The organism is Megasphaera coli, from assembly GCF_900095855.1.
GTDB lineage: Bacteria > Bacillota > Negativicutes > Veillonellales > Megasphaeraceae > Megasphaera > Megasphaera massiliensis_A.
The window spans coordinates 961945-981417 of the sequence record NZ_FMIY01000002.1; the positions used below are offsets into that span (position 1 = coordinate 961945).

The 19473-nt window shown below is 52.5% G+C and carries 23 protein-coding genes; all 23 read right to left on the reverse strand.

What is annotated here, in order from left to right:
• Positions 1–8 precede the first annotated feature (8 nt).
• Positions 9–932 (reverse strand): CdaR family protein, encoded by a 924-nt coding sequence (locus BQ2674_RS04975; protein ID WP_075572731.1) that lies wholly within the window; start codon positions 930–932, stop codon positions 9–11.
• On the reverse strand, positions 929–1750 hold the full coding sequence (cdaA, locus tag BQ2674_RS04980; protein ID WP_075572732.1) for a diadenylate cyclase CdaA: 822 nt from the start codon (positions 1748–1750) through the stop codon (positions 929–931). Before cdaA ends, BQ2674_RS04975 begins: the two co-directional genes overlap by 4 nt.
• A gap of 140 nt (positions 1751–1890) precedes the next feature.
• The gene (locus BQ2674_RS04985) at positions 1891–2568 is read right to left on the reverse strand and encodes a TVP38/TMEM64 family protein (protein WP_075572733.1); all 678 of its coding nucleotides are present in this window, start codon (positions 2566–2568) and stop codon (positions 1891–1893) included.
• Positions 2569–2663: 95 nt separating this feature from the next.
• Positions 2664–3494 carry a tRNA pseudouridine(38-40) synthase TruA gene (gene truA / locus BQ2674_RS04990; protein ID WP_075572734.1) on the reverse strand — a complete coding sequence of 277 codons (831 nt, stop codon included), beginning with the start codon at positions 3492–3494 and terminating at the stop codon, positions 2664–2666.
• Positions 3482–4282: an energy-coupling factor transporter transmembrane component T family protein gene (locus BQ2674_RS04995; protein WP_075572735.1), complete on the reverse strand. Its 801-nt coding sequence runs from the start codon at positions 4280–4282 to the stop codon at positions 3482–3484. The genes truA and BQ2674_RS04995 overlap by 13 nt, the downstream gene beginning before the upstream one ends.
• Positions 4272–5141, reverse strand: coding sequence for an energy-coupling factor transporter ATPase (locus tag BQ2674_RS05000; RefSeq protein ID WP_075572736.1), 870 nt, complete (start codon positions 5139–5141; stop codon positions 4272–4274). Before BQ2674_RS05000 ends, BQ2674_RS04995 begins: the two co-directional genes overlap by 11 nt.
• Positions 5126–5959, reverse strand: a complete 834-nt coding sequence (locus BQ2674_RS05005) for an energy-coupling factor transporter ATPase (RefSeq protein ID WP_075572737.1) — start codon at positions 5957–5959, stop codon at positions 5126–5128. Before BQ2674_RS05005 ends, BQ2674_RS05000 begins: the two co-directional genes overlap by 16 nt.
• A gap of 14 nt (positions 5960–5973) precedes the next feature.
• Entirely contained in the window at positions 5974–6510 is a 537-nt protein-coding gene (locus BQ2674_RS05010) for a DUF805 domain-containing protein (protein WP_075572738.1), read from the reverse strand.
• 58 nt (positions 6511–6568) lie between these two features.
• The gene (locus tag BQ2674_RS05015) at positions 6569–7396 is read right to left on the reverse strand and encodes an undecaprenyl-diphosphate phosphatase (protein ID WP_075572739.1); all 828 of its coding nucleotides are present in this window, start codon (positions 7394–7396) and stop codon (positions 6569–6571) included.
• A 100-nt stretch (positions 7397–7496) separates the two neighbouring features.
• Positions 7497–7961 carry a BREX-3 system P-loop-containing protein BrxF gene (gene brxF, locus BQ2674_RS05020; protein WP_075572740.1) on the reverse strand — a complete coding sequence of 155 codons (465 nt, stop codon included), beginning with the start codon at positions 7959–7961 and terminating at the stop codon, positions 7497–7499.
• 75 nt (positions 7962–8036) lie between these two features.
• A complete protein-coding gene (locus tag BQ2674_RS05025; RefSeq protein ID WP_075572741.1) occupies positions 8037–9386 on the reverse strand; it encodes a hypothetical protein in 1350 nt (449 codons plus the stop codon).
• A gap of 59 nt (positions 9387–9445) precedes the next feature.
• Complete coding sequence (lysS, locus tag BQ2674_RS05030) at positions 9446–10954, reverse strand: lysine--tRNA ligase (protein ID WP_075572742.1); 1509 nt, start codon at positions 10952–10954, stop codon at positions 9446–9448.
• A gap of 16 nt (positions 10955–10970) precedes the next feature.
• Positions 10971–11456, reverse strand: a complete 486-nt coding sequence (greA, locus tag BQ2674_RS05035) for a transcription elongation factor GreA (protein ID WP_075572743.1) — start codon at positions 11454–11456, stop codon at positions 10971–10973.
• Positions 11457–11577: 121 nt separating this feature from the next.
• Entirely contained in the window at positions 11578–12576 is a 999-nt protein-coding gene (gene dusB, locus BQ2674_RS05040; protein WP_075572744.1) for a tRNA dihydrouridine synthase DusB, read from the reverse strand.
• The gene (locus tag BQ2674_RS05045) at positions 12560–13324 is read right to left on the reverse strand and encodes a type III pantothenate kinase (protein ID WP_075572745.1); all 765 of its coding nucleotides are present in this window, start codon (positions 13322–13324) and stop codon (positions 12560–12562) included. The genes dusB and BQ2674_RS05045 overlap by 17 nt, the downstream gene beginning before the upstream one ends.
• 73 nt (positions 13325–13397) lie before the next feature.
• Positions 13398–13943 carry a biotin transporter BioY gene (locus tag BQ2674_RS05050; RefSeq protein WP_075572746.1) on the reverse strand — a complete coding sequence of 182 codons (546 nt, stop codon included), beginning with the start codon at positions 13941–13943 and terminating at the stop codon, positions 13398–13400.
• 64 nt (positions 13944–14007) lie between these two features.
• Positions 14008–15003, reverse strand: coding sequence for a biotin--[acetyl-CoA-carboxylase] ligase (locus BQ2674_RS05055; protein WP_075572747.1), 996 nt, complete (start codon positions 15001–15003; stop codon positions 14008–14010).
• Positions 15004–15219: 216 nt separating this feature from the next.
• Positions 15220–16197: a PTS glucitol/sorbitol transporter subunit IIB gene (srlE, locus tag BQ2674_RS05060; RefSeq protein ID WP_075572748.1), complete on the reverse strand. Its 978-nt coding sequence runs from the start codon at positions 16195–16197 to the stop codon at positions 15220–15222.
• Positions 16190–16735, reverse strand: a complete 546-nt coding sequence (gene srlA, locus BQ2674_RS05065; protein ID WP_075572749.1) for a PTS glucitol/sorbitol transporter subunit IIC — start codon at positions 16733–16735, stop codon at positions 16190–16192. The genes srlE and srlA overlap by 8 nt, the downstream gene beginning before the upstream one ends.
• Before the next feature lies 1 nt (position 16736).
• On the reverse strand, positions 16737–17174 hold the full coding sequence (locus BQ2674_RS05070; RefSeq protein ID WP_316244729.1) for a transcriptional regulator GutM: 438 nt from the start codon (positions 17172–17174) through the stop codon (positions 16737–16739).
• A gap of 252 nt (positions 17175–17426) precedes the next feature.
• The gene (locus tag BQ2674_RS05075) at positions 17427–18398 is read right to left on the reverse strand and encodes a D-2-hydroxyacid dehydrogenase (protein ID WP_075572750.1); all 972 of its coding nucleotides are present in this window, start codon (positions 18396–18398) and stop codon (positions 17427–17429) included.
• 167 nt (positions 18399–18565) lie between these two features.
• Positions 18566–19036, reverse strand: a complete 471-nt coding sequence (gene tnpA / locus BQ2674_RS05080) for an IS200/IS605 family transposase (protein WP_075572373.1) — start codon at positions 19034–19036, stop codon at positions 18566–18568.
• 192 nt (positions 19037–19228) lie between these two features.
• A complete protein-coding gene (locus tag BQ2674_RS05085) occupies positions 19229–19426 on the reverse strand; it encodes a cold shock domain-containing protein (protein ID WP_006790110.1) in 198 nt (65 codons plus the stop codon).
• Positions 19427–19473 lie beyond the last annotated feature (47 nt).

Consider the following 19473-nt stretch of genomic DNA (forward strand, 5'->3'; position numbering starts at 1 on the left):
TCTCTCCTTTATTCGGCCGCTTCCGTTTCCACTTTTACCGTAACCGTGTCGGGCTCAATTGTGCCGTCGCCTACGGACCAGGGAATGCCTACGCGCCATTCCTTGTCGGAGCCGAGACCTGTCAGGTCAATGGGTTCGAGCGTAACGGCCCAAACGGAGTTCAATTTTTCCCGCGTGCCGCGTATTTCCACCGTATCCGGTAAGACCGTAACAGATTTTACCTTGACGGACGAATCGACATCACCGTACGTGGGCACGGCGACGGGAACCTTCTTTGTCACGGCGTTTTGTGTCAGCGTCAAGGCGACGCTGCTCTGGTGCGGTGTCAAGTCCAGACCCTCGACCGGTGTACCGTCGGCATGAATGAGGTGGATAGGCGCCATGGCCGTGAAATCAAGGCTCTTTCCGGCTACGGGAATTTCGACGACCGCCTTGTCCACTTCATTGATCAGGCGTTTCGCGCCGCTGACGACGATGCGTTCAGGCAGGAGTTTTATTGCCGTTACGGCCGCACCGTCGGCGAGTTTACCGATTAAGTGCGGTGTCAGGCGGAATTCCTTAACCGCATATACGTCGACTGTAATATTCACGTCCGTCACGCTCTGATATTTAAGCTCCGTTCCGGCAGGCACTTCTACATGCACGGGCACGTTCACGGTTCCTTCCTGAACGGCGGACATATCGACATAAGCCTTAATATCGTCCGGGTTGATATTGATAATCGTGTTGCGCGGCCCGGACAGGCTGATATATACGTTCTTCGGCATCTGCGACACGACGTACTGGGAGTCCAGATTTTCCATGACGACGGGCACTGTATACCTGCCGTCACTGATAGGGTTCTGTTCGCTGATGATGGCAAACCAGAGGCCGATGGCCACGATAATACAGATAATTTGTATCTTCCATTTTTCTTGAGGCACCTTGATCATTTAGCGGACCTCCACTTCAGTATATTGGCCAGCCCCTGGGGCTGTTTGGAAAAGAAATCGTTCAGCACCTTGCGCAGGCCTTCGCCGCTCAGGTGGCGGTAAATATGGCCGCCGTATGTATAAGAAATGGCGCCGGTCTCTTCACTGACGACGACGACGACGGCGTCCGATTTTTCACTGATGCCGATGGCTGAACGGTGGCGTGTACCCAATTCCGTAGAAAGGGATCGTTCCATCGTGAGCGGCAAGAGGCAGCCGGCCGCCATGATCCGGTTTTCCCGAATGACGACGGCTCCGTCGTGCAGCGGCGTATTGGGAATAAAAATATTGCCGAGCAGCTCCTTGGATACGATGCCGTCTATAGGAACGCCCGTATCGATGATTTCATTCAAGCCTACTTCCCGTTCAAAGACGATGAGCGCTCCCGTCCGCGTTTTGGACAGGCTTTCGGTCAAAGGGATGATTTCGTCAAGCATATGCTCCATCTCTTCTTTACTGATCATGTGATCCGAGCGAAACAGGCGTCCCCGGCCGATATGTTCCAGGGCACGCCGCAGTTCGGGCTGGAAGACGACGGGCAGAGCGACGAGGATGACCGTCATGCCCTGCTGCAGAAGCCAGTTGACGACATGCAGGTTAAGGGCGCGGCTGATGACCGTAATGATACCCAAAAATGCCAGCCCCTTGATAAGGGCAACGGCGCGCGTATTGCGGAGAAGTAAAAAGAGTTTATATAAGAAAAAGGCGACCAAGGCAATGTCCAATATATCCAAAAGCCGAAAACTGCTGATAAATCCTTGAATCGGTATGTATGCCATGAAGATTCTCCCATCTATGCGCGTCAAAGTATTAACAGATACCAGTATTTTACAATATTTTATAGGGAAATACCAGAAATACGCCGCCTGCGGACTATGAAACAAAAACAACTCCTCGCGTGAGGAGTTGCGCATGTACGTTATGGGGTCTGCTGCTTGCGCCGGCGCCAAAGGAGGCCGTACACGGCCATGACGACAGCCGTCAGGACAAGAAGTCGTGCCCAATGCTCGTGAACGAGGAGCAAATCGTGGCCGAACCAGACCTCTATGGCAACGGCCGGAAATTTTCCTACGGCATTGGCAATGAAGTGATCGCGGTAACTGATGTGGCTGAGGGCGCCGAGAGCCGTTACCACCACATTGGGGGCGTACGGAATGGCCCGTCCGGCCATAATCGTCTTCACGCAGCTGTACGAATCGAGGCGTTCCAGCATATTGCTGCGGCCGATAGCCTTTTTCGCGCGGTTGCGGAAGAGTGTCCGCGTCAGGCGGAAGTTGATTTCTATGCCGACGACCTCGCCGATCCAGGAAATAATAATCCCCGGCAGAAGCCCGAAAATAACGCCGTTCACAGTGAGAAAGAGAACGGACGGCACGCCGATGGCATTGACGAAGGCGACGATGAAAACGCTGACAAAGATGGCCTTATAGCCGAAGGATGAAATATACGCCGTCAGTCCTTTAATATCGCCGTCAAGCATGAGATACCACATGGTTGTATAGAAATCGGGTAAAACCAATTGAATCGCCCACAGGACGGCAACGACGACGAGGACGCCGCCGCCCTTAACAAGAAGGCTCATTGTTTTATCTGTCATAAAGTTTATCTGCCTCTTATAATCCCGGCATATCGCCGTACGGCGAGACCTTATATATTTCCTTATAATACCGAATATATTTATTATATCACACTTCACGCCTTCGGAGACAATAGTGACTCCGTATCGCCGTCTTCGGCACGGCCCAGCGCCGCCAATGTCCGATCCAGGCAGCTTTGCTCGTAAAAGACGCGTTCTAAACAAAGGCCCTGCGCCGGCGCTGTAGCGCCGAGATTGCGCCTGTCCCTGCCGGCAAGAATGACGGGCAGATCTTCCGCCCGCTTACGGCCCATACCCACGTCGACCAGGGCGCCCACCATGTTCCGTACCATGTGATAAAGAAAGCCGTCACCGACGACGTCTATATACAGGCGATTTTTTTCCCGATGCAAGGCAACGGCATACATGGTCTTAACGGGATTCATGGGCGTCGTGTTGGCCCCTTCAAAGGCGGAAAAATCGTGCGTCCCCAGCAGAGTCCGGGCGGCGCGGCGCATTTCGCCCATATCCAGGGGCTTGCGAATATGCCAGCTGTAGCGCAGCATAAAGGGATCGTGAACGGGCCCGTTGATCAATGTATAGCCGTAGTGCTTTCCCAAGTTATCGTGACGCACGCTGAAACGCGCTTCCATTTCCGCAGCCTCAAGGATCGCCACTGTCGACGGCAAACCGCCTTTCAGCGCATACGGCAGGCGGCTTACGGGAAGCGTATCGTCGCCGTAAAAGTTGACGACCTGCCCGCGCGCGTGTACGCCCGCATCGGTACGGGCGGCGCCGTATATGCGTACAGGCCGGCAATAAATTCCGCTCAACGCTTCTTCTACGGCCTGTTGTATCGTCGGAAAGTCAGACTGCCGCTGAAAGCCTTTAAAATCCGTACCGTCATAGGCGAGGATGAGGCGAATATTCTTTACTACAGGGCCCATCGCATCACCGCCAAAACCGTCGTCATCAGCAACACGCAGACCAAAGCCGCGCCGTCGCGCCAGGTATATTTCAATTTATGCAGGCGTGTCCTGCCTTCACCGCCGCGATAGCAACGCGCTTCCATAGCCGTGGCCAATTCGTCGGCGCGGCGAAAAGCGCTGATAAACAGAGGCACCAGGAGGGGCACCATATTTTTACCGCGCTGCCACAGGTTGCCGCTCACGAAATTTGCGCCCCGCGCCGTCTGAGCCTTAATAATACGGTCCGTTTCTTCAAGGAGAGTCGGAATAAAACGCATGGCAATGGTCATCATCATGGCCAGCTCATGTGCAGGCACGCCGAAGCGTTTAAAGGGATTTAAGAGGCGCTCAATTCCGTCCGTGAGAGCGATGGGCGACGTCGTATATGTGAGGAGTGCCGAAAAAACGATTAAATAGGCGAGCCGCAAGGTCATGAAGACGCCCTGATAAATACCGGCACCGGTTATCTTAATAAAGCCGTACTGCCAGAGCGGCTCACCGGGCGTCGTAAAAACATGAACGGCCATGGTAAAAAGAATGATGGCCCACAAAGGCCGCAGCGATTTATACATACAGCTCAACGGCAGTTTCGACAGGCCGTACGAAAGAATGATAAATGCCGCCACCAGGACATATGAAAGAGGTGATGCCGCAAAGAAAACGGAAACAATGAAGATCAACGTGCCTATGATTTTCATGCGCGGATCTAAGCTGTGAAGGACGGAATTCCCGGGGAAATACTGCCCCAGCGTAATATCAGTCAGCATGTCCGTCCCCCCTCAACGCATCATAGAGCAAGGCCGTCCCGTCGGCAACGGTCCTGGCCCGATCCGAAACGGCAAGGCCGCGCCGGCGCAGGTATTGAAGTACCTGCGTCACAGGCGGAGCGTCTACGCCCGCTTCCTGCAGGATATCGCGGTGATGCGAAAAAATCTCGAGCGGCTCGCCGTCCAACGTTACCTTGCCGCGCGATAAAACGATAAGCCGGTTGGCGAGGGCCGCAATATCGTCCATGTTGTGTGACACGAGAATGACCGTAGTACCCGTTTCTTCATAACGGCGCCGAATTTGTGCGAATATTTCCCGTCTGCCTACGGGGTCAAGGCCCGCCGAGGGCTCGTCGAGAATGAGATAGTCCGGCCGTACGGCAATGATGCCGGCAATGGCGACGCGGCGCATCTGCCCGCCGCTCAGGCGAAAGGGTGAGCGATTCGCGTATTCATCATAGTCAAGACCGACGAAGGACATGGCTTCGCGCACACGCTCTTCCGTTTCCGCCGGCGGGAGACCGTAATTTTTGGGACCGAAGGCGATGTCCTTGGCAATCGTCTCTTCAAAGAGCTGATACTCGGGATACTGAAAAACCATGCCCACGCGGCGGCGAGCCGCCAGGGCGGCAGCGCTTTTACCGGCAATATCCGTGTCATCGACAAAGACCTGCCCTTCCGTAGGCTGCACAAGACCGTTCAGGAGTTGTACGAGCGTCGACTTTCCCGACCCGGTATGGCCGATAATACCGACGAATTCGCCTTTTTTAATTTCCAAGTCAACATGTTCCAAGGCCGTACAGGCAAAGGGCGTGCCCTGGCCGTACTGATGAGACACGTTGTTCAGTCTGATGGACATAAGCGGTCTCCCAACTCTTCCTTTGTAATGATATCTCCCTTCAGAGCTATGCCCTTTTCCCTCAGGCGCACCGCCATTTCCGCGGCGACGGGGACATCAAGCCCCATAGCGAGAAGTTCGGCTACGTGTGAAAAGACATGGCGCGGCGTGCCGTCCATTTGGACGGCTCCCCTGTCCATAACGATGACCCGATCGGCTTGAACGGCTTCTTCCATGAAATGGGTGATTAAGACAATTGTTATACCGTCCCTGCGCAGCTGCAGCAATTGAGACATTACTTCCGCCCGTCCGGCAGGATCAAGCATAGCCGTCGGTTCATCAAGGACGATGCAGGCCGACTGCATGGCGAGGATGCCGGCAATGGCAACACGCTGCTTCTGACCGCCTGAAAGATGATGCGGTCCCTGCAGGGCAAAGGAAGTCATACCTACCCGTTCCAGAGCGCTGTCGACACGACTGCGGATTTCCGCCGCCGCGACGCCGATATTTTCCGGTCCGAAGGCCACATCTTCTTCAACGACGGCCGCCACGATTTGGTTGTCCGGATTCTGAAAAACCATCCCCACATGCTGTCGTATGGGCCACACGTTTTCGGACACATCCGTGCGCATGCCCGCGATTTCGCAGGTGCCTTCCGTCGGCAGCAGAAGGGCATTAAAATGCTTGGCCAGCGTCGATTTGCCGGATCCGTTCGTGCCGATAATAGCCACAAACTCGCCCTGTTCGACGGAAAGCGTCACATCCTTTAAGGCGTATATGAAATTGCCCTCTTCATCATTATACGTATGACTGAGATGAGTTGTCCGTATCATAGCCATATTTGTATTCCTCATCAGGACGTTGTCTTCCCATTGCGCTTCCCTTTCATGAAGGTCAGGCCCGCGTAGGTAATAAGAGCCGCCAATTGGGCAAAATTTGCCGCCTGTGCCATACCGAGAATGGGCAGGATAAAACCGCTGCAATAGCAAATAAAAGGGAACGCAAAAAAGACGCCGCTGCGCCCTATATCATGGCAGCGCCGTACGCCGAGAGAAATTTGCGACATAACCGTCGGTATAGTAAAGAGAATCAATAAAATGCCGAAAAAAGCCGCCACAAAAGGCCGGTTCAAGAGAATTCCCTCCGCCATGCGGCTGTAGAGGACAAAGGTAAAGATAAATTGGGCAAAAAAAAGGACGAGCATACGCAGTGCGAAGGGAAGTCGCGCCAAATTTCCCGTACGGACGAAGTATTTGCACTTCAAGTCCGCCATATCCCGAAAGCCCAGGTACCCGTCGCCGCCGGCTCCTGCCGGCAGGGACAGTCCCTTCTGCAGGCGCGCCGAAGCGGCGGAGCGCTTCTGTAACTTTATTTTTTTCGACTTTGCCATATATTCCTCCTGCCTGAAGGGCAAGGCGCAGGCCGGTAATAAAACCTTTTACAACATCCTAAAGAAGGTAGAAATGAATAAACGCGACGACTGCCACTACAAAGCGATAGTATGCAAAAGAGGCGAGCGTCGATTTGTTAAGAAACCGAAGAAACCAAAGTACGGAAACATAAGCGACCGCAAAGGCCGTCACAAAGCCGACGGCAATCATGACGAGGTCGCCGCCGTTCAAGTCGGCAATGCTCTTCAACAAGTCGTAGAAACAGGCGACGATCATGACGGGAACGGCGATAATAAAAGAATAATCGGCCGACGCTTTCCGGCTGATTCCCAACAGCAGTCCGCCGCCGATGGTCGAACCGGAGCGGGAGAAGCCGGGCCACAGGGCGAGCATCTGAAAGGCGCCTACAAAAAACGCCTGTAGGACGGTCAGCTTTTCCACGTCATTACAAATAACGGGGATGCGCGCCTTTTCCGCCGCGAGCATGAAAAGACCGCCGACGATAAGGCCGATGACGACGGTACCCGGCGAAAAGAGATAGGCCTTGATGGCGTGGTGCGCAAAAAAGCCGACAATCATAACCGGCACAATGCCGGCGGCAATGTGGGCCAACGTAAGTCCCGAGTCGCGGCGCCGCCAATTTTCGGGCCGCAAAAGGTAGACGCAGTTGTACTGCCGCAGCATGTGAATAAATTTTTCCTTGTAAATAAAGACGACCGACAAAATAGCTCCCAGCTGAATAAACACTTCAAAGACGCCCGCTCTCGGTCCGTCAAAGCCGAGCCAATCGCCTACCAGGATCATATGTCCCGTCGACGAGACGGGCAGGTATTCCGTAACACCTTCGACGACACCCAGAATGACGGCAATTATAATATCGCTCATAGTCCGCTCCTTATATCAATCAATATTGTTTGCACGCCGCTCATTATATCATAGGCAGGATAAAAAAAAAAGCAACGCCCCAAGGCGTTGCTTTGTGTCATCAGTCCAATGAAATAACGTGATTCGGATTTTCAACGATAAACTTAGCGTATTTCGGATCCCCGTTATGTTCGAAGTAAAGCGTGTTTCCGTCCAATTTTCCACGCCAGCTTACGATAATGGGGCATTCACGGCTGAGTTGTTTCAGCATGGCAACGGGATTCAAATTTAAAATAGGGGCGAAGAGAAAACCTACATTATCGATCATGACGACGCGTGCATTTAAGCGTCTAATGGCATTGGCAATCAGGTCGATCGCCTTTTCCGGCCGGTCGGCACGGGGAATTTCCAAGAACTCGTCGTCAAAGAGCTCTCTGGCCTCACAGATTTTCCAGCCTGCCTGATAGGTCAGGTCGCGAATGAGTTTACTTTTTCCGGACCCCGGCCCGCCGATGATAATCAGCAGCTTCTCCTCTTCCTGAGCAATGTACTTCCAACGTTTTAAGACTTCTGCATCTGTCACCATGAAAATCACCCTCATTTTCCTGTATTGGTTTATTTTCCCTCATTATACTTGATTTTCGCGACTCAAGTAAAGGCTTTAGGTATGTTCTTTTGTGATAGGTCTTTTTTCCTTTAAATCGTAACGGCCCAAGGGATCCTGAAGGTCCTCTATGGGACGATCCGTCAGGATAACGTCATTCACGTACGGCATGTCGTGACGGATAATGAAGACGAGCGACAGTGCTTCACCGAAGGGGCTGTCATAGTAATATGCGTCTACGGCCGATTCCGTATTGGGGCCTTTTTCAATACGGTTGGGCACGCCGTAAGCGGCGAGCAGGGTCGAAACGTTATACCCTATGGTTACACCGCGGCTTGTAAATGCGGAATTGGAAAGAAGGAAGACATTATGGATAATGCCGGCTTTGTCCACTTCCACACCGTAGTCGCCGTAGAGCCAAAGCTGTGCAGTCCCCCGCTTAATAACCGTTTGCCACATATTATACTTATTTTGAATAAAGGGCCGTCCCGGCACAAAGCCCATGAGCGTAAAATCGTTTTCTTTCAGCGGCAGCGGGCAGGCGTCCCGTTTTACATCCGCAAGATAAGGAGCCCGCGGCGGCATCAGGGCAACGCGCTGAATTTTTCTGTCACCGAGAGCAAAAATAAGGTTTTCATGCAATTTCCCCGACATATAGACAAAATAATACACATTGGCATCGGCATCACGCAAAATCTTTTGCGGCGCCCCGTAACGGCGCACGAGAAGTTCTGCGGGCATATGAAGTTGCAGGTCTCCGCCTATAGTAAGGGAATCGCCCTTCGACAGGTAGACCGATTCCACGCCGGTCACGATCCGATTGCCGTCAATATGATTTTCGCTCAGGGACGGCGGTACTTCCTTACGCAGGACGACACGCATTTCCATGTCATCCTTTTCATAATTAAGCGTCAACAGGTGCGTCGTTTCCGAACGCTTCTGCGGTTGTCCGTATTGGCGCAGTACTTCGGCAAGAGATGTTCCCTTGCGCAGACCGGCGACGACAAAAAAATCTTCCGACAGAGGATGCGGTTCGGCAGCCTTAATGCCCGGCGGCAGCTCCGCCCGGTCGTACGGTTTCAGCCCGTCCTGCCACGATGTGTCAAGCTTCATAGAGTCTTCTATTGCCTTGACCTTATAGTTCGTCTTTACTTTTTTATCGTCTTTATTTGCTTTCTCTTTTTCCGTATTTTTGCTCTTCTCCGCAGTGTTCGCGTCGTTTTCAGCGGCAACGCCCGCAGCGTCGTCGGAAAAACCGGCTCCCGGGCCCGGGCCGTTCCCCGCTCCGGAGCTGTAACCCGCTCCCGTCTCGGCGAGCTCGGCAGGAACAGCCGAATTTGCGGCAAAGGACGCCGCCGTCAGGAGAAAAAGACAAAGGGCCGCACCGGCAGATACATAGGATTTCATACAGTCTCCTTCATCGTGTGAAAAGCACCCTCCGACAGACATCAAAGGGTGCAAAAAAGCTATTTCTGTTCCGGCCGGCTCAAGGGGAACAGCAGTACGTCACGAATGGATGCACTGTTCGTAAGAAACATGACGAGGCGGTCAATGCCGATACCCAAGCCGCCTGTAGGCGGCAAGCCGTATTCAAGGGCGCGGCAATAATCTTCGTCCATCTGATGCGCTTCATCATCGCCCAGAGCACGTTCTTCCATTTGTTTCAAGAAACGCTCGCGCTGATCGATGGGATCGTTCAACTCGGAAAAACCGTTAGCCAGCTCGCGGCCGTAAATAAACGCTTCGAAACGATCCGTCAAAAGCGGATTATCTTTGTTCTGCTTAGCCAGAGGCGAGATTTCCAAGGGATGGCCCGTAATGATCGTCGGCTGAATGAGTTTCTCTTCTACATATTCTTCAAAGCAGCCGTTTATAATCTTGCCGATGCCGTCATGCTCCGTGTATTGCACGTGCAGCTCATCCGCGACGGCACGCGCTTCTTCAACGGACGTAACCTTGGAGAAGTCTTTGCCCGTGAATTTTTCCACCGCTTCAATCATGGTCATGCGGGGCCACGGAGCAGCCAATTCAATTTCTTTATCGATATACGTAATCTTCGTCGTTCCGTACAGTTTCACGGCAAGCCCGGAAACGAGTTCTTCCGTAAGGGCAATGACATCTTCCAAATCGGCGAAAGCCTGATAGAGTTCAACTGTCGTAAATTCCGGGTTGTGCTTCGTGTCGATGCCTTCATTACGGAAGCAGCGATTCATTTCATAAACCCGTTCCAAGCCGCCGACAATAAGGCGTTTTAAGTGAAGTTCCGTAGCAATGCGCAGGTAAATATCCATATCCAGCGCATTATGATGTGTAATAAAGGGGCGCGCAGCGGCACCGCCGGCAATATTGTGCAGCATGGGCGTTTCCACTTCCAGGAAGCCGCGGCCGTCCAAATATTCCCGAATCCCCTTGACAATACGGGAGCGCATAATAAAGGTCTGCGTCACTTCCGGGTTGACGATGAGGTCAAGGTAACGCTGCCGGTAGCGCGTTTCCTTATCCGTCAGGCCGTGGAATTTTTCCGGCAGCGGCCGCAAAGACTTGGACAGGAGCGTCCACGTCTGTACGCGCACCGTAATTTCTCCCGTATGGGTTGTAAATACGTTGCCGGCCACGCCGACAATATCGCCGATGTCGAGAAGCTTGAAAAGTTCATACGATTCTTCGCCTACGACGTCCTTACGGAAATAAAGCTGCACTTCGCCGCTCAAATCGCGAAGTACGCAAAAAGCCGTCTTGCCGTGGCGGCGCAGCGCCATGAGGCGGCCGGCCAGGCGTACGACAGCGCCGTCCGTTTCCAGTGCCTCCGCCTTATCCTTAATCTCCTGTGCATGGTGATCCCGGTTAAATTTCTGCCCGAACGGATAGACGCCGGCGTCAGCGAATTGCTGCATCTTTTCACGGCGCACCATCATTTGGTCGTTCAATTTTTCCGCTTCCGCAGCGGCTGTTACTTTCTTTTCCTGATCGGCCATCTTATTCCCTCCGGTATTATGCTTCAAACGGCAAAATGCGATATTGTACTTCTCCTACCGGCGCTTTGACGGAGACGATGACGGGATTTTTCTTGTCCACGTTCTGACCCAAAATGGCGGCACCTACAGGACTTTCATTGGAAATGCGATTGTTGAACGGATCCGCTTCGGCCGTACCGACAACGGTATATTCAAAACGGTCTTTCGTTTCCACGTCTTCCAAAATGACCTTGGAGCCCAGGCGTACTCTGGCAATACCGCCCGTTGTTTCTTCTATGATTTTCGCCGTACGCACTTTATTTTCCAGTTCGGCAATACGCCCTTCAATAAAGGCCTGTTCGTTTTTAGCGTCGTCGTATTCGGAATTTTCGCTTAAATCGCCTAAGGCGATGGCTTCCTTAATGCGCTGCGAAACGGCAATACGGCGAACCGATTTCAATTCGTTCAGTTCGCCCTTCAGTTTTTCAAGTCCTTCAGCTGTAATCAGTGTTTCATTAGCCATTATAGTAATACTCCTTTTTCCCCATACGGCAAACAGGAATAGAAACCTTTCGAGGTTGCTATTCCTGAAATACCTTTAGTAATGCAAGTACGTATAATTATATTCTTATATATAAGCCGTGTCAATCAACGCGTTTTTCAAACACCGATACGGCTTCGCGGATAATGCCGCGAAACTCATCGGGCGACACGGCCTTGTTAATGCGCTGCCGCAAGGCTGCCGACGCGTACATGCCCTTGGTGTACCACGACGCATGAGAGCGCATTTCCCGCAAACCCACGTACTCGCCTTTAAATGCCAGAAGGCTGTCGAAGTGCTCCAATATGAGGGCACACCGTTCCTTTGCCGTCGGCGGCGGCACGACCGTGCGATCCCGCAAATAGGCTTCCACCTGTCTGAAAATCCACGGATTACCTTGAGCGCCGCGGCCGATCATGATGCCGGCACAGCCCGTCTGTTCCGCCATACGCTCGGCCGATCTGCCGTCGGTGACATCGCCGTTGCCGAAGACGGGAATGGAGACGGACCGTACGACGGCGGCAATTTTGGCAAGGTCGGCAGTGCCGCTGTAAAATTGATCTCTCGTTCTGCCGTGTACGGTAATTGCCGCTGCACCGGCCCGTTCACATCGCTTGGCCAATTCCGTCGCCGTAAAGGACGCAGCGTCCCACCCGGTGCGCATTTTCACCGTAACCGGCACAGATACGGCGCGGACGACGGCGGCGACGATTTTTTCGGCAAGAGGCAAGTCGCGCATCAGCGCCGCGCCTTCACCGTTCGTGACGACCTTGCGCACGGGACAGCCCATATTGATATCGACAATGTCGGCACCGCAGCTTTCCGCAGCCGCCGCGGCACGGGCCATGATATCCGGCTCGGCGCCGAAGATCTGCATGGACAGGGGGTGTTCGCCGTCAGCGACGGTCAGCATGTCTCGCGTGTGCTTATTGCCGTAGACAAGGCCTTTGGCACTGACCATTTCGGCGCAAACTAAAGCCGCGCCATGGCGACGGGCAATGACGCGGTACGGCAAATCACATACACCGGCCATAGGTGCCAGTACGAGCGGCGTTTCCAAGGTCACCGTACCTATGCGCAGGGGTTTAAGAATTCCGCTCATAAATAATTCGCAGTCCTTCCAGCGTAAGCATAGGTTCGACGACATCGATGGCCGCCGTCTCGGGCGCAATAATGACGGCATACCCGCCTGTAGCAACGATCTTTGCCGTCTGTCCCAGTTCCTTGCGCATGCGTGCCACGATACCTTCCACCTGACCGACAAAACCGTAAAAAACGCCGGCCTGCATACTTTCCACCGTATTGCGGCAAATGACACCGTCCGTACGGCGTACTTCAATGCGCGGCAGCTTGGCCGTCCGCTGCACGAGAGCTTCCGTGGAAATACCGATGCCCGGACAAATGGAACCGCCCAGGTAGACGCCCTTGCCGTCGACGGCGCAAAAGGTCGTGGCCGTGCCGAAGTCGACGATGATAACGGGGCCGCCGTACTTATCGTATGCGGCGACGGCATTGACAATGCGGTCGGCGCCGACTTCCCGCGGGTTGTCGTACTTAATGTCCATGCCCGTCTTCACGCCCGGCCCGATGATAAGCGGCGACAAGCCGAAGTAGCGCTGGCACATGCGTTCCAGCGTGGGCATGACGGGCGGCACGACGGACGAAATAATAATAGAATCAATACTTTCGGCATTGACCTCATTTAAATAAAAGAGCTCGCGAATGAGGACACCGTATTCGTCGGTCGTCCGCAAGCGATCCGTCGATATACGCCAATGATCGACGAGTTCCGTTCCCTCGTACACGCCGAGTACTATATTCGTATTCCCTACATCAATAACGAGTAACATAGTCTGCCATCTCTCCCATAACAAAATACATCGGTCTTATCATAGCAAAGTTCGGCAGAAAAAAACAGCCTTTTTACACGGTCCGAACACCGGCTTTTGTCAAAAGACGTACAATCCGGCGCCCCACGAAAAGGGCGAGAGCCGTTTTTACAAGATCGAAGGGGATAAAAGGCAGGGCGCAGACCGCAAAGGCTTTGTACAGGGATACGGGCTTTTGGAAAAGGTACATATACTCCGCCCAAAAGCCGACGACACCCAAAGCGTAAACTGCAGTCAGCGAAAAAGCGGCACCGAAAAAGGCTGCCGCCGGGTGCCGGCCACGCAAATAACCGCAGACGGCGGCATGAAAAATAAATCCCCCGAAAAAGCCGACGAGCGGGCCGAAGACTACGGCAGGACCGGCCTGCGCCATAGCAAAGACGGGCAAACCGAAGGAGCCGAGCAAAATCCAGACGACAACGCTCACGGCACCGTCTTTGGCACCGAGAACAACACCGGCCAAGGTAATCGCAAAGATTTGCAGCGTATGAGGCACGGGACCGACAGGCAGGAAAAACTGAGAACAAACGGCCAGGAGAGCTGCGAAGATAGCAATGGCTGTCATACGGCGAAGAGACATAATAAGACCTCCTGATAAAATAGCTACATCTTTATCTTATCAGGAGGTCCTATTATGGTCAACTCTATTTTCCTTCTTTATGATTAACAATATGTTTTCTACGGACACGCACGTCGCCGGCAACAATCCGCTCCACACCGTCCGCCGTCGCTAAAAGAAGATTACCGTCGGCATCAATATCGACAGCCTTGCCTGCAAGCATCCCCTTGGGTAACATGACTTCCACGTCCGCCCCTAAGGTGACGGACAGTGTTTTCCATTCTTCAAGTATGGAAACGAAGCCTTCATTTACGGCCTTTTCGTAATACGCTTCCAGTTCTTCGACGACGGACATCCACAAGTCATTCCGGTTAATATCAATGCCTTCCATACGAAAACTCGTCGCAATACCGCGAAGCTCCTCGGGCAGTTCTTCCTCCGTAAAAGACGTGTTGATGCCCATACCGAGAATCATATAATCGACCTGCTCCATGGACGCGTTCAATTCCGTCAGGATGCCGACGATTTTTTTTCCGTCCACGAGGATGTCGTTGGGCCACTTAATGACACAGTTTGCAAGACCTTCGATACGAAAGACTCTTGTCAAAGCGACGGCTGCAAGAAGAGTCATCTTCGCCACTTCAGCCGGCGGAAACGGCGGACGTAAGATAAGGGAAAACCAAAGTCCCTTGGCGTAAGGAGAGAAAAAGGAACGTTCCAGCCGCCCTCTGCCGCCGGTCTGTTCTTCCGCCATGACGACGGTCCCCGACCCGGACCCTTCGGCGGCCAGCTGCTTGGCCAACGTATTCGTCGAATCCACCCGCTCACGATAGATTATATTTTTCCCCATATACTCGGTCTTCACCTCATCCATGAGGCGATCAATTTCCATGAGCTCCGGCACTTCCGTTAAACAATAGCCGCGTTTCGTATAAGAGGCAATCGTATATCCCTTATCGCGGAGGGCACAAATATGTTTCCATACGGCAGTCCGTGTAATGCCCAATTCTTCGGACAGCTTTTGCCCGGAAACGAACTCGCCCCGATGGGCCTCCAAATAGCTCAGAATATCTTGGCGCATACGTTTTCCCTCCTCTCGTTTATAAACTGTCACCGCTCGTTATGAGTTAACTAATTGTAGCACATTTAGTCAAACTTAGACATTATTTTCCAAAATTTCTGTAAAAAGGGAAAGTACAAAGAAAAGACATGATTGAATCTATCCTTACAATCAAAGCGATCAACTCTGAAGAAAGAAGACTCAATCATGTCTTTTCTTATTATATGCATCTTATTCCTAATACAGGCCGATGCTTGCCGCATAAGCCAACAAAACGGCCAAAGGACCCGTTACGACACGAGAGTAGAGGACGGCGGGCACACCCAGTTCCACCGTTTCCGGCTCCGCTTCGCCGAGGCTGAGGCCGACGGGAATAAAATCGGCACCCACTTGCGAATCGATGGCAAAGAGGGCCGGCAGCGCATATTGCGGCGGTATATGACCCAAGCCGATTTCAACGCCCAGAAGGGTGCCCACAACCTGAGCAATAACCGCGCCGGGTCCCAATATAGGTGAAATAAAGGGAATGGCACAAATGAGGGAAATGACCAGCATCCCCGGCAGGGAGCCGGCAACGGGGGAAATGGTGACGGCAATGACATTACCGATGCCCGTAGCCGTAATAATCCCCAAGATCATACTGACAAACGCCATGAACGGCAAGATGCTCTTAATCGTAATATCGACGGATTCTCTGCCGGCGGCATAAAATTTATTCACGATTTTGCCGATACCGATACCGATGCGCGTAATACCGTTTACCGCCGGCCCGTTCGGCTCCGATTCCGGCACAGCTGCCGCCGTCTCTGCAGCTGGACCTTCTCTTTCCGCCTGTACCGCCGTTTCTCCGTCTGCAGCGGCAATACATTCGGCCGTAACGCCGGATACATAAAGATCTTCACGAATATAGTTCGCTAAAGGCCCGGACTGTCCGACGGGAACGACGTTAACCGTTTTAATTCCCTTGCGCGGATACACGCCGCAGCGGGCCGTACCGCCGCAGTCTATAACTACGGCCAAAACAGCTTCATCGTTCACGCCCGTACTGAATCCGTCCACCACTTCCGCACCTGTCAAGTCGGCAATGTGCCGGGCCAGGGGATGAATACCGCCGCCGGTGACATTGAGGATAATATGCTTTTCTTCCGTCGGCAACAACGTAAGCGGTCCGCCCCAGCCGCCGCTGCCTTTACGTATGACAACAGCCTTATACATAGTCGGTCACCTGTCCCTTTCGTCCCGCTTTGCGACACATATACAAATAAATCCGTTCCGTCACGATCCCCCGCAGGAGAATGACGACCATGCCGACAAGAAAATACCGTACCGCCAAATCCCCCAGTTGATACCCCAGGGTCTGAATACCGGCAGCAATCCCCATGTAGACAAAGAGCTCACCGCCGTTGGCATGAGGAAACAGGCCCGTAACGGGATGGACAAAGCTGACCTGAGCGTCATAAAAGGCGGGCTTATACCTTTCGTCCACAAAACGGCCGAACGTAAAACACATCGGGCTGGTCAAAAAAATAACCGAAAGGACGGGTACGATCGTATAACGCGTTACGGTATATTTTGTCGCTCTTTTGGCGAAGCCGTAAAACCGCTCTTCACCGATAATTTTAATCAGTGAATTAACTGCCGTCATCAAAATGACGACCAGGGGGATAATCCCCGTCACAAAGCCCGTAAAGACGCCGGCACCTACTTTAAAGAGTTCCATAAACGAATTGGCACACGCCGCAATAAATTCCATATCAGTTTGTCTTCTCCTCTCCGTTCTCCGTTTGTGTCAATCGCCGCTCCAACGCGTCGAGAGCCTGTATATAACCGCTGTAGGCATCCCGTTTCGCATCCGTATAAGCTTTCAGCCGCCTGTTGACATCATAGATTACTTGCCCGTTCCAGTCGTCGAACGGTTTAAACCGGTTGAATACGGTAATGCCCTTCATCAATTCGCCGCCTGTAATAACGCCCTTGCCGTCACAGCTTATGAGGACGACATAACCGGGGCCGGCTTTCCGTTTTTTCGAGCCTACACCGACATTGCCGCGTTTATGCAGTCCGGCCATAGCCCTTTTAAAGGACCTGACCTGCAAGCGTGTCCCCCATACTTGTCCTAGCATAAGCAAAAACACCAACGCAAAAAACAAAGCGACTTTCATAGGATTTTCCCTCACTTGCCGGCAGGCCATAAAAAATGCCCGAAACACGCAAACCGTATTCCGGGTATTTCGCAAACCCTTCCGGAGACTGTGTAACACATCGGCAAAGCCGATTCGACCGTGCACTTACTCGTTTATGATATCATTATTTTTATTTCTTTTCAACAATTATACATAAAGAACATTCGTAAACCATAGTTACGTTCGTCAACAAAGAAAGTCCGTACTCCCGCAGAAGTCGGACTTTCTTTCATCACAAGGGCATCAAAGGCTCGAAATTACTCACTTTTTATAGCCTGTCGTAAAATCGACTTCATTAATCAACGGCTCTCCGGCAAGGAAAGCGCGCAAATTACGCACGCCGATATTCACGATTTCATTCTGCGTATGCAGTAAATGGAGGCCGCCGGCAATATGCGGCGTAATATAGACACCCGGCGTTTGCCAAAGGCGGTGACCAGCCGGCAAGGGCTCCGGCGTCGTCACGTCCAGTGCCGCCCCGGCAAGACGGCCGTTTTCGACGGCATCGCAGAGGGCGTCCTGATCAACGGCGGTGCCGCGGCCGGCGTTAAGAAAGTAAGCCCCTTTTTTCACGGCGGCAAAGAAATTTTTATTGAAGACGCCCCTCGTCGCTGCCGTATCGGGCAAAGCGGAAGCGATGATATCGGCGCGAGCCGCGTAATCCACCAGTTTGTCCATGGTTCCCATTTCGCTCGCCTCGGGCACGAGGTACGTCGAGCGGCGGCGAATACCGATAACATGAGCACCCATAGCCTTTAATGCTTTGCCGAAGCGGGCGCCGATGTCGCCGAAGCCGACGATGATTGCCGTAGAGCCGTACACGCCCTCGACAGGGCCTTCATCCCGCCACACTTCGGCCTTCTGGTTGTCGCAGTACGCAGGCAGACGCTTCATCATCATGAGCAGTTGACTCAGCAGGTGCTCCGCCACGGCCACGCCGTAAGCGCCTGTAGCATTCGTCAAGAAAACGCCCGGCCGCAGGACGCCCGGCGCGACATACGAACCGGCACCGGCGCTGTTAAGCTGAAGCCACTTCAAATTCTTTGCGTGTTTCAACAGGGGCGGCGCCACATTGCCGATAATGACATGGGCGGCAGCGAGTTTTTCAACATCGACGGGCACGGCCGTTCCGGACAAATCGCCTGCAGTAAAGACGACCGTATTGTCGCCGGCGGCGGCTCTAATCTGCGCCTTGTGCGCCTCCGTCACGGCGCAGACAACAAGTATATTCATTATATTTACTCCTTTCGTACCGAGCTGCGGAATGATCCGCGGCGAAAGAAAAGGGTATAATAACCATCCACCCGCATAGCGGGTGGTTTTTCTGTTTCGGGCATAGCCCTAACGTTAAAGGCAGCGCACAAGTGCGCTTTTTATTGGCCTGCCAGCCACGCACGGGGTTACTTGCTACCCGTAAACGGGTCTTGCGGGTCAAATAAACTTAATTGATCGCTCTCTTTATCTGCTTTCAACTGATTCTCTATATATTCTTTTATCGCTTTTGTATTTTTCCCTACCGTATCCACATAATATCCTTTGCACCAGAATTGCCTATTCCGATACGCAAATTTCATATTCCCGAACCGTTGGAAGATCATCAAACTGCTTTTTCCTTTTAGATATCCCATGAAACTTGATATACTCAATTTCGGTGGAATACTAACCAGTAGGTGGATGTGGTCCGGGCACACTTCTCCTTCTACAATGTCTACGCCTTTCCATTGGCATAATTGTCTAAGTATATCCCGGATAGCTCCTCTTTTTTCTGCATAGAATACTTTCCTCCTATACTTTGGCGCAAATACGATATGGTATTTACAATTCCATTTTGTATGTGCTAGACTAGTTCCAACATTAGATTGCTTTGTCATCTTAATGTCCTCCTCATGTCATAGTTTTGCGTAACTGGCAGGTCACGCCTTTATCCTATCACATGAGGAGCTTTTTTGTTTTCCTCATCGCTTAAGCTCTTTTGAACCACGCGACTATCGCGTGGTTTTCGGATATACAAAAAAAGACGGTAGCCGAGGTTACCGTCTTAAAAGGTCATTATTCAGCTTAACTTACGCTTTCGTTACGTTAGCAGCCTGCGGTCCGCGAGCGCCGTCAACAATATCGAATTCAACTTCCTGACCTTCGGTCAAAGATTTGAAGCCGTCTTCCTGAATAGCCGAGAAATGTACGAATACGTCGCCACCATCTTCTCTTTCGATGAACCCATAACCTTTTTCTGCACTAAACCATTTTACTTTACCTTGCATGACAAAATCCTCCTAAGCATAAACCATTTCCAGCTATTTCCTAGCTC

Bases quoted from the DNA above. Each gene is read 5' to 3' on its own strand.
- BQ2674_RS04975 (WP_075572731.1), bottom strand. From the start codon at position 932: ATGATCAAGGTGCCTCAAGAAAAATGGAAGATACAAATTATCTGTATT.
- cdaA (WP_075572732.1), bottom strand. From the start codon at position 1,750: ATGGCATACATACCGATTCAAGGATTTATCAGCAGTTTTCGGCTTTTG.
- BQ2674_RS04985 (WP_075572733.1), bottom strand. From the start codon at position 2,568: ATGACAGATAAAACAATGAGCCTTCTTGTTAAGGGCGGCGGCGTCCTC.
- truA (WP_075572734.1), bottom strand. From the start codon at position 3,494: ATGGGCCCTGTAGTAAAGAATATTCGCCTCATCCTCGCCTATGACGGT.
- BQ2674_RS04995 (WP_075572735.1), bottom strand. From the start codon at position 4,282: ATGCTGACTGATATTACGCTGGGGCAGTATTTCCCCGGGAATTCCGTC.
- BQ2674_RS05000 (WP_075572736.1), bottom strand. From the start codon at position 5,141: ATGTCCATCAGACTGAACAACGTGTCTCATCAGTACGGCCAGGGCACG.
- BQ2674_RS05005 (WP_075572737.1), bottom strand. From the start codon at position 5,959: ATGGCTATGATACGGACAACTCATCTCAGTCATACGTATAATGATGAA.
- BQ2674_RS05010 (WP_075572738.1), bottom strand. From the start codon at position 6,510: ATGGCAAAGTCGAAAAAAATAAAGTTACAGAAGCGCTCCGCCGCTTCG.
- BQ2674_RS05015 (WP_075572739.1), bottom strand. From the start codon at position 7,396: ATGAGCGATATTATAATTGCCGTCATTCTGGGTGTCGTCGAAGGTGTT.
- brxF (WP_075572740.1), bottom strand. From the start codon at position 7,961: ATGGTGACAGATGCAGAAGTCTTAAAACGTTGGAAGTACATTGCTCAG.
- BQ2674_RS05025 (WP_075572741.1), bottom strand. From the start codon at position 9,386: ATGAAATCCTATGTATCTGCCGGTGCGGCCCTTTGTCTTTTTCTCCTG.
- lysS (WP_075572742.1), bottom strand. From the start codon at position 10,954: ATGGCCGATCAGGAAAAGAAAGTAACAGCCGCTGCGGAAGCGGAAAAA.
- greA (WP_075572743.1), bottom strand. From the start codon at position 11,456: ATGGCTAATGAAACACTGATTACAGCTGAAGGACTTGAAAAACTGAAG.
- dusB (WP_075572744.1), bottom strand. From the start codon at position 12,576: ATGAGCGGAATTCTTAAACCCCTGCGCATAGGTACGGTGACCTTGGAA.
- BQ2674_RS05045 (WP_075572745.1), bottom strand. From the start codon at position 13,324: ATGTTACTCGTTATTGATGTAGGGAATACGAATATAGTACTCGGCGTG.
- BQ2674_RS05050 (WP_075572746.1), bottom strand. From the start codon at position 13,943: ATGTCTCTTCGCCGTATGACAGCCATTGCTATCTTCGCAGCTCTCCTG.
- BQ2674_RS05055 (WP_075572747.1), bottom strand. From the start codon at position 15,003: ATGCGCCAAGATATTCTGAGCTATTTGGAGGCCCATCGGGGCGAGTTC.
- srlE (WP_075572748.1), bottom strand. From the start codon at position 16,197: ATGTATAAGGCTGTTGTCATACGTAAAGGCAGCGGCGGCTGGGGCGGA.
- srlA (WP_075572749.1), bottom strand. From the start codon at position 16,735: ATGGAATTTATTGCGGCGTGTGCCAATTCGTTTATGGAACTCTTTAAA.
- BQ2674_RS05070 (WP_316244729.1), bottom strand. From the start codon at position 17,174: ATGGCCTGCCGGCAAGTGAGGGAAAATCCTATGAAAGTCGCTTTGTTT.
- BQ2674_RS05075 (WP_075572750.1), bottom strand. From the start codon at position 18,398: ATGAATATACTTGTTGTCTGCGCCGTGACGGAGGCGCACAAGGCGCAG.
- tnpA (WP_075572373.1), bottom strand. From the start codon at position 19,036: ATGACAAAGCAATCTAATGTTGGAACTAGTCTAGCACATACAAAATGG.
- BQ2674_RS05085 (WP_006790110.1), bottom strand. From the start codon at position 19,426: ATGCAAGGTAAAGTAAAATGGTTTAGTGCAGAAAAAGGTTATGGGTTC.